Below are 13,298 nucleotides of genomic sequence, written 5' to 3'. Positions count from 1 at the left end.
GGCCGTGCTCCGGTGTCGCGAGCGCCGGCTCAGGCGCGCACGACGTGCTCCCCGAGCAGCTCCAGGGTGCGTCGCCGCACGCCGGCGTCCTGGGCCGCCGTCGTGATGATCAGCTCGTCCGCCTGGACCCGCGCCGCGAAGTCGTGCAGCCACGCCGCCGTCGTCGGGCCGGTGCCCACGGCCGTGCACTCGAGCATCCCGAGCACCTGCTGACCGGCGGGGGAGTGCAGCAGCATCTCGACCTCGTCGTCGGTGAGGGTGCGGCCCCGGCCGAGCATCATCCGGATGCGCGCCCGCTGCGCGGCCTGCCACTCCCGCTCGGCCACCTCCTCGGTGTCCGCGGCGATCACGTTGGCCGCCGCGATGAAGTGCGGCTCCGCGAGGGCCTCGGAGGGCTCGAAGTGCTCCCGGTACAGGCGCGCCGCATGCTCGAGCATCTGCGGTGCGAAGTGGCTCGCGAACGCGTAGCCCAGGCCGAGCTGCGCGGCCAGCTGGGCGCCGAACGCCGAGGAGCCGAGGATGTACAGCGGCACGTTGGTGCCCTTGCCGGGGTAGGCGTCGATGCCGGGGATCAGGCTCTGGCCGGTGAGGTAGCCCTGCAGCTCGAGCACGTCCTGCGGGAAGCGCTCGGCCGCCGACGGATCCCGGCGCAGCGCCTGCAGCGTCCGCTGGTCGGTGCCGGGGGCGCGACCCAGGCCCAGGTCGATGCGGCCGGGGTGCAGCTCGGCCAGGGTGCCGAACTGCTCGGCGATCACCAGCGGCGAGTGGTTGGGCAGCATGACGCCGCCGGAGCCGAGGCGGATCGAGTCGGTGTGCGCGGCCACGTGCGCGATGAGTACGGCCGTGGCGGAGGAGGCGATGGAGGGCATGTTGTGGTGCTCCGCGTACCAGACGCGCCGGAAGCCGGCGGCCTCGGCGACGCGGGCCTGCTCCACGGATTCGGCGAAGGCTTCGCCCATCGGGGCGCCGTCGCGGACGAGGGCGAGGTCCAGCAGGGACAGCGGCAGGGGGGTGGGGGCGGTGTGCTCGGTCATGGTGCTCCTGGTCTGCGGGCCGCCCGGCCGGGCGGAGGTCTCCACAGATCCAGCGCCCACCGGCCCCGGACTATTCCGCGGCCGGGCACGACGACGGCCGCCCGCCTCCGGCGTGGGAGACGAACGGCCGTCGTCGGGGCCGCGGCGGGCGGATCAGACCGAGTAGTACAGCTCGAACTCGTAGGGGTTCGGGCGCAGGGCCAGCGGGGCGATCTCCATCTCGCGCTTGTACGCGATCCAGGTCTCGATCAGCTCCTCGGTGAACACGTCGCCGGCCAGGAGGAACTCGTGGTCCTCCTCGAGGGCGTTCAGGGCCTCGTCCAGGGTGGCGGGTGCCTTCTGGATGTCGGCGGCCTCCTCGGCCGGCAGCTCGTAGAGGTCCTTGTCGATCGGCTCGGCCGGCTCGATGCGGTTGCGGATGCCGTCCAGGCCGGCCATCAGCTGCGCGGCGAACGCGAGGTACGGGTTGCCCGAGGCGTCCGGGGCGCGGAACTCGATGCGCTTGGCCTTCGGGTTGGAGCCGGTGATCGGGATGCGGATGCCCGCCGAGCGGTTGCCCTGCGAGTAAACCATGTTCACGGGGGCCTCGAAGCCCGGCACCAGGCGGCGGTAGGAGTTCACCGTGGGGTTGGTGAAGGCCAGGACCGCGGAGGCGTGCTTCAGCAGGCCGCCGATGTACCAGCGGGCGGTGTCCGAGAGGTTCGCGTAGCCCTTCTCGTCGAAGAACAGCGGCTCGCCGCCGTTCCACAGGGACTGGTGGCAGTGCATGCCGGAGCCGTTGTCGCCGAAGACGGGCTTGGGCATGAAGGTCGCGGACTTGCCGAACATGTTGGCGACGTTCTTGACGACGTACTTGAACTTCTGCAGGTCGTCCGCCGAGTGGGTCAGCGTGTTGAAGCGGTAGTTGATCTCCGCCTGGCCCGCGGCGCCCACCTCGTGGTGGGAGCGCTCTACCTCGAGGCCGACCTCGGCCAGGACCGAGCAGATCTCGTCGCGCAGGTCGGCCTGCTTGTCCGTGGGGGAGACGGGGAAGTAGCCGCCCTTGAGGCCGGTCTTGTGGCTCAGGTTGCCGCCCTCGTCCTCGCGGGAGGCGTTCCACCAGGCCTCGTCCGAGTCCACGGCGTAGAACGAGCCGCGGGGGGAGGACTCGTAGCGGACGTCCTCGAAGATGAAGAACTCGGCCTCGGGGGCGAAGAACGCCGTGTCGGCGATGCCGGAGGAGCTCAGGTAGGCCTCCGCGCGCTGGGCCACGCCGCGCGGGTCGCGCAGGTAGGGCTCGCCGGTGCGGGGGTTCACGATGGAGAAGTTCATCGTGAGGGTCTTGCGGACCCGGAAGGGGTCCACGAAGGCCGTCGCGACGTCCGGGATGAGCTGCATGTCGGACTCGGCGATGCCGGCGAAGCCCCGGATCGAGGAGCCGTCGAAGAGCTGGCCCGTGACGAAGAAGTCCTCGTCGACGCTCGAGGCGGGCACGTTGAAGTGGTGCTGCATGCCGGGGAGGTCGGTGAAGCGGACGTCGACGAACTCGATCCCCTCATCCTTGATGTACGCGAGGACGTCCGCGGGGGAGGTGAACATGGTGCGCTCCTGTGGTCGTGACGATGGTGGCATGTCCGGCACGGCGGCGCTGGCGTGGCGGGTGTCATCACCCTACTTGCCCGGCGGCCTCCGTGGGCGTCGGTGACGCCCCACGGCGAGCCTCGCGGTTCCGCGCCGGTAGGCTGGGCCGGTGGCACGCAGAGCACCCGACCCCGCGCAAGAGCCCGAACCGACCCGCCGCGACGAGCCGCTGATCACCCGGCGCGACCTCGCCGGCTGGGTGGACGGTCCGGGCGGCGGCCTGGCCGGCGGCCGCTGGCCGGGGGACCTGCTGGGCCTGCCCGAGCACGGCCCGACCTCGATGGCCACTGCGGCCCGCCGCGCCGTCGCCCTCGTGATCGACTGGTTCCTGGCCCTGGGCGTGTCCTGGCTGCTCTTCGACTCCGACGCGATCGCCACCCTGATGGTCTTCGCCACCATGCACATCCTGGGCATCACCCTGCTGGCCACCACCGTGGGCAAGGCCGTGTGCCGCACCCAGGTGGTGCGCCTCGGCGGCCGGACCGCCCCCGTGCACCGCGTGGTGGTGCGCACGGCGCTGCTGTGCCTCGTGCTGCCGGCCGTCGTCGTCGGCCCGGACGGCCGCGGCATGCACGACAAGGTCGCCGGCACCGTCGAGATCCGCATGTGAGCGCACCGGCCCGCGCCGGACGACGCCGGATCCGACTCGACGCGAGGCCGGACACGACGAAAGGGGGGCGCCCCGCCGAATCCTCGGCGGGGCGCCCCCCTTTCGCGCGGGTGCGTCGGCGCTCAGCGGCCGCGCATGGCGCGCCGGCTCGGGCGCACCTTGTTCGGGTCGACGCCCTTGGGGATGGGCAGCCGGTTGGTGTTGAGCGCGGTCAGACGCTTGTCCACGGCCTGGACCTCCTGCGCCGTGAGGGCCTTCTTCATGCCCTTGAGCGTGCCGGGCAGCTCGTGCAGCGGGACCTGGCCCTGGCCGTTGCCGGACTCCACCACGGTGACGGGCACGCCGGGCAGGAAGCGGCGCATGGCCTTCTCCTCCTTGACCACCAGCGCGGCGACGCGGGGGGAGGGGCCCTCCGTCACCAGCACCACGCCCGGCCGGCCCACGGCGCGGTAGACGAGGTCCTGGGTCTTCGGATTCACGGCGGCCGGCTGCTCGGGCACGATCCAGCCGCGGCCCAGCGTGGAGAGCGCGGCGCCGGCGGCGCCGGGGCGGCCCTCGAGCTGGGCGAACCCGGCGCGGCGCGCCTTCCGGTTCAGGATGACGACGGCGGCGAGCACACCGAACGGGATCGCGATGAGCAGCCACGTGATCCAGTTGTCCAGCAGCAGGCCGATGACGAGGCCGACGACGAGGGCGGCCAGGAAGGCCAGCAGCATCCACAGACCGACCTTGGGGTCGTGCGCCTTGGTCATGGCGTAGGCCTGCTTGAGCTGGGAGATCACGCCCGGGCCCTTCGCGGCGCGCTTGTCCCGGCGCTGGGCCTTCGTCTGCTCCTTCTCGTGGCGGCGACGCTCGCGCTGCATGGCCTTGACCTCCTTGACCGTGGCGGAGGTGGAGCCGGAGGAGGATGCGGGGGGCTGGCTGTTCTTCGTCATGACGGGATCCAGTCTAGTCGGGCGGCTCAGGACATCTGGGCGACGACAGCGGAGGCCTCCTGGCGGGCGGTCTTCTCCCCGGCCAGGTGCGCCAGGTTCTCCGGCAGGGTCCGGCCGAGGCGCTGCATGGCCTGCGCGTAGAGCTTGCCCGCGCGGTACGACGAGCGCACCAGCGGGCCCGCCATGACGCCCTGGAAGCCGATCTCCTCGGCGCGCTGGGACCACTGGACGAACTCCTGCGGCTTCACCCAGCGGTCGATGGGGTGGTGCAGCTTCGAGGGCCGCACGTACTGCGTGATGGTGATGATGTCGCAGCCGGCCTCGTGCAGGTCCACCAGGGCCTGGTCGATCTCGTGGTCCTCCTCGCCCATGCCCAGGATGAGGTTGGACTTGGTGACGAGCCCGTCGGCCTTGGCCATCGTGAGCACCTTGAGGGACTTCTCGTATGTGAAGGCCGGGCGGATGCGCTTGAAGATGCGCGGCACCGTCTCCAGGTTGTGCGCGAACACCTCGGGCCGCGCGTCGAACACCTGCTGGACGAGCTCCGGCACCGCGCCGAAGTCCGGCGGCAGGATCTCGACGCCGGTCCCCGGGTTGAGCGCGTGGATGCGGCGGATGGTCTCCGCGTAGAGCCACGCCGCGCCGTCCTTCTGGTCGTCACGGGCCACGCCCGTGACGGTGGCGTACCGCAGGTCCATCTCGCGGATGTTCTCGGCGACCTTCTGCGGCTCCTCCATGTCCAGGGGACGCGGCTTGCCGGAGGTGATGTCGCAGAAGTCACACCGGCGGGTGCAGATGTCGCCGCCGATGAGGAACGTGGCCTCGCGGTCCTCCCAGCACTCGAAGATGTTGGGGCAGCCGGCCTCCTCGCACACGGTGTGCAGGCCGGCGGACTTGACCTTGTTCTTCAGGCCGATGTACTCGGGGCCCATGTGGACCTTGGCCTTGATCCACTCGGGCTTGCGCTCGACGGGCACCTCGGCGTTGCGCGCCTCCACGCGCAGCAGGCGGCGTCCTTCGGGGGCGAGGCTCATGCGGGGATTCCTTCCGTGGGGGTGACGGCGATGAAGGCCGGCCCGAGCTCGTCCAGATGACGGGTGAGCACCGGGACGACGTCGGCCGGCGTGATGGTCCGGCCCGTCTCGACCGACAGGGTGGTGGTGGCGGCGTCCGTGATGCCGCACGCGATGATCCCCTCGTAGGGGGCCAGGGAGTTGGAGCAGTTCAGCGCGAAGCCGTGCATGGAGACGCCGTCGTGGATGGACAGGCCGATGGCGCCGACTTTGCGGTCCGGGCGGGCCGTGCCGTCGTCGTCCCGGTCCGCGAGGACCCAGATGCCCGCCCGCCCGTCCACGCGGACGGCCGTGACGCCGAACTCGGCGGCGGTGCGGATCAGCAGCTCCTCGAGGAACCAGACGTAGTCCTTGACGTGGGCACGGTCGCGCAGTCGGACCACGGGGTAGCCGACCAGCTGGCCCGGGCCGTGCCATGTGATCTTGCCGCCGCGGTCCACGTCCACGACGGGGGCGCCGTCCGTGGGGCGCTCGGCGTCCTCGGTGCGGCGACCGGCCGTGTAGACGGCTTCGTGCTCCAGGAGGAGGAACTCGCCGTCGGAGCGGCCGGCGACGACGTCCGCGTGCAGGGCGCGTTGGGCGTCCCAGGCGGCGTGGTAGTCCACCAGGTCGGGCGCCAGGCCGAGCACGCGCAGGGGCGGCAGAAGGGTCTCGGGCATGACGTCCACTGTAGTCCTCGGGCCCGGACCTGTGGACAACCGCCGTGACGCCCGGGGACATGCGGCACCCTGGGATGGAACGGACGGCGTGGCGGAGAGGGGAGCCGGATGCGGGACTGGGACGAGGCGGACGGCGGCGCGGCCGGACGCGTCGGCGGCGGGCCGGAGACGGAACCGGAGAGGACGTCGGAGCCGGGCACGGCTGCGCCGCGCGCCCCGGGCTGGGCACCCGTCCGGCTGCTCGGCGCGGGCGCCCAGGCGGAGGTCTGGCTCGTCGAGGACGGCCGGGGCGTCCGGTCCGCCCTGAAGGTGCCCCGCGCCGGCGCGGCGCCGGACGCCCTGGCGGCGGAGGCGCAGGCCGGACGGGTCGCGCATCCCCATCTGCTGCGCGTGCTCGGCGTGGTGGAGACGGACCGGGGCCTCGGGGTCCTCACCGAGCACCGCGCGGCCGGCACGCTGCAGGACATGGTGCAGCGGGTCGGACCCCTGAGCCCGGGGCAGGCCGTCACCGTGCTCGTCCCGATCGCGCAGGCTCTCGCGTGCCTTCACCGCGAGGGGGTGGTGCACGGCGACGTGTCCCCGGCGAACGTCCTGTTCGGCGTCGACGGCAGCCCGGCCCTCGCCGACCTCGGCGTCGCCCGCGTGGTCGGCGGGGCGTCGGGGGCCGGGGCGACGCCGGGCTTCGCGGCCCCCGAGGCGCTCGCCGCGGTGCAGGGGGCCGGGGCGGAACCGGGGGCGTCTCCGGCGGTGGGGGCGCCGAGTGACGTCCATGCGTGGGCCGCCCTGGGCTGGTACGCGCTCACCGGTCGGGCGCCGGGCGCCGCCGGGCATCGGGCGCCGCTGCCCGTCCTGGTCCCCGAAGCGTCCCCCGAGCTCGCGCTGCTGCTCGATGCGGCGCTCTCCCCGGACCCGGCGGCGCGGCCGAGTGCGGAAGAGGCCGCCGCCGCCGTATACGCGACGGCCCGGCCCGAGCCGGTCCCGCTGGGAGAGGCCGCCCCCGCCGAGGTGGCGCACCTGCTGCCCACGGTGCTGCCGGGCTCCGGGCCCACGCGGCGACGCCGGGGACGACGCGCGGCTCCGGGACGGCGCGCGCTCGTGCGCCGACGGGGGGCGGCGCCACGCCGGGGCGTCCTCGTGGCCGCCGGGCTGGCCACCGCGCTGGCCGTCGGCGGCGGCACCGTGGGGCTGTGGTGGCCGGCGTCCCTGGGCGACGCGACGGAGGGGGAGCCGGAGCCGGCGGGCGCGGTGCCGGCCGGCACCTCGGTGGACGCGGCGCGCCCGGCGGACGGGACGCCGGAGAGCGGGACGCCGGCGAGGGTGCCGGACGCGGGTGCCCCCGGGGAGGACGCCGCCGGTGAGGACGCCGTCGACGTGGGCGAGGCGCTGGCCGCGGTCGGCCAAGCCCGGACGGCCGCGCTCATCGACCCGGAGCCTGCGCGACTGGACGCCTACGCCGTGCCCGGGGGACCGGCGTGGGAGAACGACCGGGATCTGCTGCGCCGGCTGACGGACGAGGGGTTCGCCTTCTCCGGCCTCGAGGTGACGGTGGAGCAGGCCGGACCCGCCCGGCGGGCCGGGGACGACGCGCTGCGTGTCGACGCCGTGCTCCGGACGTCGGCCCACACCGTGCTGGACCGCGTCGGACGCGTGGCGGCCCACCGGGAGGCGACGGCCGAGGAGGTCGTGCTGGTCCTGCGCAGCGGCCACGGAGAGGGCCCCGAGGGGCGGGACGGCGGCGCGGCGGGTCGGACGTGGCGGGTCGAGACCGTCGATCCGCGCTGACCCCGGGCCCGGATCCAGCGCCGGAGGCCGGCGGTCCAGACGGGGGGACGCCGCGGGCCCCGGGGAGAAGCTCCCCGGGGCCCGCGGCGTGGTGCGGCGTCAGCCGCCTGGGCTGATCACTGCCAGAGGACGGCGACCAGGATGTTCACCAGGCCCAGACCGCCCACCGCGTGGGCCAGGCCCGTGGGCACGACCTCCCCGCGGTTGGACTTGCGGCGGCCGATCAGGGCGGCCACGAAGACGATGACGCCGATCAGGAACTTGACGCCCAGCTTCATGTGGTTCGGCTCCCCGCTCATGGCGAGGCCGAAAAGCACCACGCCGGAGACGATCATGCCCACGGAGCCCCACCACTGCGAGGTGGTGACGGTCGGGTTGCGGAAGTGCGCGAACCAACCGCCCACGATCGCTGCGGCGGACACGATGTGCACGGCCACCAGGATGCTGTGCAGGATATCCACAGTCCTTCTCCCTTTCCGTCAGAGACCCAGCTCGTTGGCGAACTCGCCGCCCTCGAGACGCTGACGCAGCGTCGTCAGGAAGCGGCCCGCGTCGGCCCCGTCCACCAGGCGGTGGTCGTAGGTCAGGGACAGGTACATCATGTGGCGGATGGCGATCGAGTCGTTGCCGTCCGCGTCGGTCACCACCATGGGGCGCTTGACGATCGCACCGGTGCCCAGGATCGCGACCTGCGGCTGGTTGATGATCGGCGTGTCGAACAGCGCGCCCACGGAGCCGATGTTCGTGATCGAGAACGTGCCGCCCGAGAGCTCGTCCGGCGAGATCTTGTTCGTGCGGGTGCGCTCGGCCACGTCGGCGATCTTCTGGGCGAGGCCCGTCAGGTTCAGGGAGCCGGCGTCCTTGATGACGGGCACCAGCAGCCCCTTCTCCGTGTCCACGGCGATCGCGATGTCCTCGGACGCGTGGTAGGTGATCTCCTTGTTGTCCTCGGAGAACGACGCGTTCAGCTTGGGGTGCTGCTTGAGGGCCTCGGCGACCGCCTTGGTGATGAACGGCAGGTACGTCAGGTTCACGCCGGCCTGCTGCTGGAAGGAGGCCTTGGCCTTCTTGCGCAGCTGCACGATGCGGGTGACGTCCACCTCGTGCACCTGGGTCAGCTGGGTGGACAGGTCGAGGGACTCGCGCATGCGCTGGGCGATGACCTGGCGGATGCGCGGCGCCTTCTCCACCTCGCCGCGGACCGAGGGGTCCACGGAGGAGCTCGCGGCCGGGGCGGACGCAGCGGCCGGGGCGGACGACGGGGCGGCAGCCTCGGAGGCATGCTCGGCCGGAGCCTCGGACCCGCCCGCGGCGGCCTGCGAGGCCAGCGCGGCGGCGAGCACGTCCTGCTTGCGGATGCGGCCGCCGACGCCCGTGCCGCGAACCGTGGACAGGTCCACGTTGTTCTGGTGGGCCAGGCGGCGCACCAGCGGGGTCACGTAGCCCTGGCCGGGCTCGGTGGCGGAGGGCGCCTCGGCGGACTCGGCCTGCGCGGAGTCGCGCTCAGCGGACTCGCGCCGGGAGGCCTCCTCGGACGGAGACGCCTCCGGCGTCTTCTCCGACTTCTCGGCGCCGGCGGCCTCGGCGGCCTCCTCGGTCTCCTCGGGGGCCTCGGCCTCGGTCGCCTTGTCCTCGATCTCCTCGGCGGACGCCTCGTCCTGACCGGAGGAGCCCTCCGACGGGGCGGAGCCGCCGCCGGCGGAGCCGGAGCCGACGAGTGCGAGGACGGCGCCCACCTCGACGGTGTCGTCCTCCTCCGCACGGATCTCCAGGAGGGTGCCCGCCACGGGGGAGGGGATCTCGGTGTCGACCTTGTCGGTGGAGACCTCGAGCAGCGGCTCGTCGACCTCGACTTCGTCGCCGACGGACTTCAGCCAGCGGGTCACGGTGCCCTCGGTCACGGACTCGCCCAGCGCGGGCAGGGTGACCTCGGAGGCCTCGCCGCCGGCCGACGGGGCCCCGTCCGAGCCCTGGTCGGTGGAGGCGCGCTCCTCCGGAGCCGGCTCGCCTGCGGGCTCCTGCTGGGCGTCGTCCTGCTGCGCCTCCTCGACGGCGGGCTCCTCGGCCGCGGCGTCGTCCTCCGACGCGTCGGCGGAGCCGCCGCCGGAGCCGTCGCCGATCGTGGCCAGCGGGGCGCCGACCTCGACCGTGTCGTCCTCCTCGACCAGGATCTCCTCGAGCACGCCGGCCACGGGGGACGGGATCTCGGTGTCGACCTTGTCGGTGGAGACCTCCACCAGGGGCTCGTCGACGGCGACCTCGTCGCCGACGGCCTTGAGCCAGCGGGTCACGGTGCCCTCGGTGACGGATTCGCCCAGGGCGGGCAGGTTCACGGTTTCAGACATGGTTCCGATGCTCCTCATGAGGGGTGGGCGCCGGGGGCGCCCACCCGGGGTTGCGAGGTGGGCCCGACGCACGGGCCCGGGATGGTCAGTGCGGTGGGTCAGCTGTGCAGCGGGTGGCCGAACAGGGCCATGGCGGCCTCGCCCAGGGCCTCGTTCTGCGTGGGGTGCGCGTGCACGAACTGGGCGACGTCCTCGGGGTAGGCCTCCCAGTTCACGATGAGCTGCGCCTCGCCGATCTGCTCGCCGATGCGCTTGCCGATGCCGTGCACGCCCACGATCGGGCCGTTCTTCTGGCGGATCATCTTGATGATGCCGCCGGTGCCGAGGATCGAGGACTTGCCGTTGCCGGCCAGGTTGTACTCGGCGACCTCGACGTTGTCCTTGCCGAACTCCTCCTCCGCCTTGGGCTGGGTGTAGCCCACGGACATGATCTCCGGCTCGGTGAAGGTGACCTTCGGGATGTTGATGTCCTCGACGACCATCGGCTTGTTGCCGGCGATCTCCTCGGCCACGAAGATGCCCTGCTGGAAGCCGCGGTGCGCCAGCTGCAGACCGGGAACGATGTCGCCCACGGCGTAGATGTTGCCGACGCCGGTGTGCAGACGCTCGTCGGTGAGGACGAAGCCGCGGTCCATCTTGACGCCCTGCTCCTCGTAGCCGAGGCCCTCGGTGTTCGGGCCGCGGCCGACGGCGACGAGGCAGACCTCGGCCTCGAACTCCTTGCCGTCCGCGAGGGTCACCTTGACGCCCGAGTCGGTCTCCTCGACCTTGTCGAAGAACGTGCCCAGGTTGGTCTTGATGCCCTTCTTCTTGAACTCGCGCTCGAGGACCTTGATGATCGCCGGGTCCTCGTTGGGGACCAGGGTCTTCAGGCCCTCGATGATGGTGACGTCGACGCCGAAGGAGTTCCACAGGGACGCGAACTCGGAGCCGATGACACCGCCGCCGAGCACGATGGCCGACTTCGGGGTGTAGTCCAGCTCGAGGGCCTCCGTGGAGGTCATGATCTTCTTGGAGATGGGCAGGCCCATGGTCTTGGCCACGGAGCCGGAGGCCAGCACGATGTTCTCCGCCGTGTAACGGGTGCCGTCGACCTCGACCTCGTTCTTCGAGACGAGCTTGCCCTCGCCCTCGATGACCTGGACCTTGCGCATCTTCAGCAGGCCGGCCAGGCCCTTGTGCTTGCCGGCGACGATGCCGTCCTTGTAGTCGCGCACCTTCGCCATGTCCACGGACTCGAGGGTCGCGTTGACGCCGAACTTGGCGGCGTTGCGGGTCTCATCGGCCACCTCGGCGGCGTGCAGGTAGGCCTTCGTGGGGATGCAGCCCCAGTGCAGGCAGGTGCCGCCGACCTTGGACTTCTCCACGAGGGCGACGGACTTGCCGTACTGCACGGAACGCAGGGCTGCGGCGTACCCGGCGGAGCCACCGCCGAGGACGAGGACGTCGAATTCCTGAGCGGTTGCCTTGTCGGCCACGGTGTTGCTCCTTGGTGCTGGGGTCGGTGGATCGTGGTGGTGGTGCGTCACCGCCACCCCCGGCCGTCGGCGGCGGGCCGCGCGGCCGGGGACGCGGTGGACATCGGGACCAACCTTACCGGGCACGCCCCTCGATGAGACCCACCAGGGTCCGCACCATCACGCCGGTGGCGTCCTGCGGGGTGTAGCCGTACGCGGCCGACTCGTTGAAGGAGGGGCCGGCGATGTCGAGGTGGGCCCAGGGGGTCCGTGCGGCGGCGTCGCCCTCCGACCGTCCGGCGTCGACGAATTCGCGCAGGAAGGTGGCGGCGGTCATCATGCCGCCGAAGCGGTCGCCCATGTTGGAGATGTCCGCAACGCGCGAAGTGAGCGAGGCGCGCAGCTGCTCCGGCAGGGGCATGCCCCACGCGAGCTCCCCGGCCGCGTCGGCCGCGGCGACGACCTCGTCGCGCAGCGCGTCGTCACCCATGACGCCCGTGTGGCGCACGCCGAGGGCGACCAGCTGGGCACCGGTGAGGGTGGCCACGTCGAGCACCGCGTCGGGTCGCTCGTCGGTGGCCGCCACGAGGGCGTCGGCCATGACGACGCGGCCCTCGGCGTCCGTGTTCATGACCTCCACGGTCTTGCCGCCGTACATCGTGATGACGTCGGACGGGCGGATGGCGGTGCCCGAGGGCATGTTCTCGGCCAGCGCCAGCCAGCCGGTCACCTTCACAGGGACGTCCAGGGCCGCGGCGGCGCGCACGACGGCGAAGACGGTGGCGGCGCCGGCCATGTCCGACTTCATCGTCATCATCGAGGCGGCGGGCTTCAGCGAGATGCCGCCCGTGTCGAAGGTGATGCCCTTGCCCACCAGCGCGATGTGCGCGGCGGCGTCGGCCGGCGCGTGCTCGATGCGCACGAGCCGCGGCGGGCGGGAGGAGCCCTGGCCGATCGCGAGGATGCCGCCGAAGCCCTCGGCGCGCAGGCGGTCCTCGTCCCACACGTCCACGCTCACGGACGAGTCCGCGAGGTCCTCCGCGACGGCGTCCGCGAACGTGGCCGGGTAGAGGTGCGAGGGGGCCGTGTTCACCAGGTCGCGCACGGCGCAGACCGCGTCGCCCACGACGGCGGCCCGGCGCAGCACGGGGTCGGCGTCCGCGGCGGCGAGCGGGGTGACGACCTCGACCTCGCGGACGGGACGGGACGTGTCCGTCTCGGCGCGGGCGCGCTCGGACTTCTGGGCGGTGAAGGCGTACGCGCCCAGGACGGCGCCCTCGGCGACGGCGGCCAGTCGGGCCGGGGTGTCGGCCGGCAGGGCCAGGGCCACGGCGTCGGTGCCGGCCAGGGAGCGCACGGCAGCCCCGGCGGCGCGGCGCAGGGACTCGTCCGCGGCCTCGCCGTCGTCGTCCAGACCGCCGACGCCGGCCAGGACCAGCAGCGGCACCGGCACGCCGCCCAGGCCCGGCAGGCGATGGACCTCGTCCTCGGCGCCCCGCACGCCCAGCAGCTCGAACGAGGCCTCGAGGGCGGTGGCCGCCTCGGCCGGCAGCGCGTCCGTCAGGAGCACGGGGCCGTCCGGGCCGGTGCCCACCCCCACCACGAGGGCGGAGGCGGTCAAGTCCTCCAGGGCGCGGGCGGTCAGGGTCGGGCGGTCCAGGGTGATCACGGACGGGCCTCTCTTCCGGGGGTGGGGGATGCGCCCGGCGGGGTGGGCCGGGCCGTCCCGCGTCATCCTAGCCAGAGGGCTCGCGCGCCCGTCCAGGGCGCGCGGGCGCGGAAT

Annotated in this window: 11 protein-coding genes; 2 read left to right on the top strand and 9 right to left on the bottom strand. The window is 72.9% G+C overall.

Annotated features, from left to right (window positions below; genetic code table 11):
- Positions 1-29 precede the first annotated feature (29 nt).
- Positions 30-1,034, bottom strand: a complete 1,005-nt coding sequence (locus ACUW6W_RS05185) for an LLM class flavin-dependent oxidoreductase (protein WP_036314199.1) — start codon at positions 1,032-1,034, stop codon at positions 30-32.
- Positions 1,035-1,187: 153 nt separating this feature from the next.
- Positions 1,188-2,612, bottom strand: coding sequence for a type I glutamate--ammonia ligase (gene glnA / locus ACUW6W_RS05180; RefSeq protein WP_036314201.1), 1,425 nt, complete (start codon positions 2,610-2,612; stop codon positions 1,188-1,190).
- Between the two features lie 151 nt (positions 2,613-2,763).
- On the opposite strand from glnA, the gene ACUW6W_RS05175 reads away from it, so the two are divergent.
- Complete coding sequence (locus ACUW6W_RS05175; RefSeq protein WP_049146950.1) at positions 2,764-3,264, top strand: RDD family protein; 501 nt, start codon at positions 2,764-2,766, stop codon at positions 3,262-3,264.
- Between the two features lie 122 nt (positions 3,265-3,386).
- On the opposite strand, the gene ACUW6W_RS05170 is transcribed toward ACUW6W_RS05175, so the two are convergent.
- From ACUW6W_RS05170 to lipB, 3 genes are read right to left on the bottom strand one after another with little or no spacing between them, the layout of a single operon-like run.
- A complete protein-coding gene (locus tag ACUW6W_RS05170; protein WP_044659516.1) occupies positions 3,387-4,199 on the bottom strand; it encodes a DUF4191 domain-containing protein in 813 nt (270 codons plus the stop codon).
- A gap of 26 nt (positions 4,200-4,225) precedes the next feature.
- On the bottom strand, positions 4,226-5,233 hold the full coding sequence (gene lipA / locus ACUW6W_RS05165; protein ID WP_002857341.1) for a lipoyl synthase: 1,008 nt from the start codon (positions 5,231-5,233) through the stop codon (positions 4,226-4,228).
- Positions 5,230-5,931, bottom strand: a complete 702-nt coding sequence (gene lipB / locus ACUW6W_RS05160; protein WP_070709269.1) for a lipoyl(octanoyl) transferase LipB — start codon at positions 5,929-5,931, stop codon at positions 5,230-5,232. The genes lipA and lipB overlap by 4 nt, the downstream gene beginning before the upstream one ends.
- 108 nt (positions 5,932-6,039) lie before the next feature.
- Between lipB and ACUW6W_RS05155 the strand changes: the two genes are divergently transcribed.
- Positions 6,040-7,713: a serine/threonine-protein kinase gene (locus ACUW6W_RS05155; RefSeq protein ID WP_136939965.1), complete on the top strand. Its 1,674-nt coding sequence runs from the start codon at positions 6,040-6,042 to the stop codon at positions 7,711-7,713.
- Between the two features lie 116 nt (positions 7,714-7,829).
- Here ACUW6W_RS05155 and ACUW6W_RS05150 read toward each other — a convergent pair whose 3' ends face one another.
- The 4 genes from ACUW6W_RS05150 to ACUW6W_RS05135 all read right to left on the bottom strand — a co-directional run bounded on the left by ACUW6W_RS05150 (position 7,830) and on the right by ACUW6W_RS05135 (position 13,184).
- Positions 7,830-8,174, bottom strand: coding sequence for a hypothetical protein (locus ACUW6W_RS05150; protein WP_010078527.1), 345 nt, complete (start codon positions 8,172-8,174; stop codon positions 7,830-7,832).
- An 18-nt stretch (positions 8,175-8,192) separates the two neighbouring features.
- The gene (gene sucB / locus ACUW6W_RS05145; protein ID WP_454179893.1) at positions 8,193-10,058 is read right to left on the bottom strand and encodes a 2-oxoglutarate dehydrogenase, E2 component, dihydrolipoamide succinyltransferase; all 1,866 of its coding nucleotides are present in this window, start codon (positions 10,056-10,058) and stop codon (positions 8,193-8,195) included.
- A 98-nt stretch (positions 10,059-10,156) separates the two neighbouring features.
- On the bottom strand, positions 10,157-11,536 hold the full coding sequence (gene lpdA, locus ACUW6W_RS05140; protein WP_036383063.1) for a dihydrolipoyl dehydrogenase: 1,380 nt from the start codon (positions 11,534-11,536) through the stop codon (positions 10,157-10,159).
- A gap of 115 nt (positions 11,537-11,651) precedes the next feature.
- Positions 11,652-13,184: a leucyl aminopeptidase gene (locus tag ACUW6W_RS05135; RefSeq protein WP_044659535.1), complete on the bottom strand. Its 1,533-nt coding sequence runs from the start codon at positions 13,182-13,184 to the stop codon at positions 11,652-11,654.
- Positions 13,185-13,298 lie beyond the last annotated feature (114 nt).

The sequence above is a fragment of the Micrococcus sp. 093350064-1 genome (assembly GCF_053627955.1).
This window is presented reverse-complemented; position numbering and strand designations above follow the sequence as displayed.

Coding starts and splice junctions, on each gene's coding strand:
- sucB (WP_454179893.1), bottom strand. CDS start 10,058: ATGTCTGAAACCGTGAACCTGCCCGCCCTGGGCGAATCCGTCACCGAG.
- lipB (WP_070709269.1), bottom strand. CDS start 5,931: ATGCCCGAGACCCTTCTGCCGCCCCTGCGCGTGCTCGGCCTGGCGCCC.
- ACUW6W_RS05170 (WP_044659516.1), bottom strand. CDS start 4,199: ATGACGAAGAACAGCCAGCCCCCCGCATCCTCCTCCGGCTCCACCTCC.
- ACUW6W_RS05185 (WP_036314199.1), bottom strand. CDS start 1,034: ATGACCGAGCACACCGCCCCCACCCCCCTGCCGCTGTCCCTGCTGGAC.
- ACUW6W_RS05155 (WP_136939965.1), top strand. CDS start 6,040: ATGCGGGACTGGGACGAGGCGGACGGCGGCGCGGCCGGACGCGTCGGC.
- lipA (WP_002857341.1), bottom strand. CDS start 5,233: ATGAGCCTCGCCCCCGAAGGACGCCGCCTGCTGCGCGTGGAGGCGCGC.
- glnA (WP_036314201.1), bottom strand. CDS start 2,612: ATGTTCACCTCCCCCGCGGACGTCCTCGCGTACATCAAGGATGAGGGG.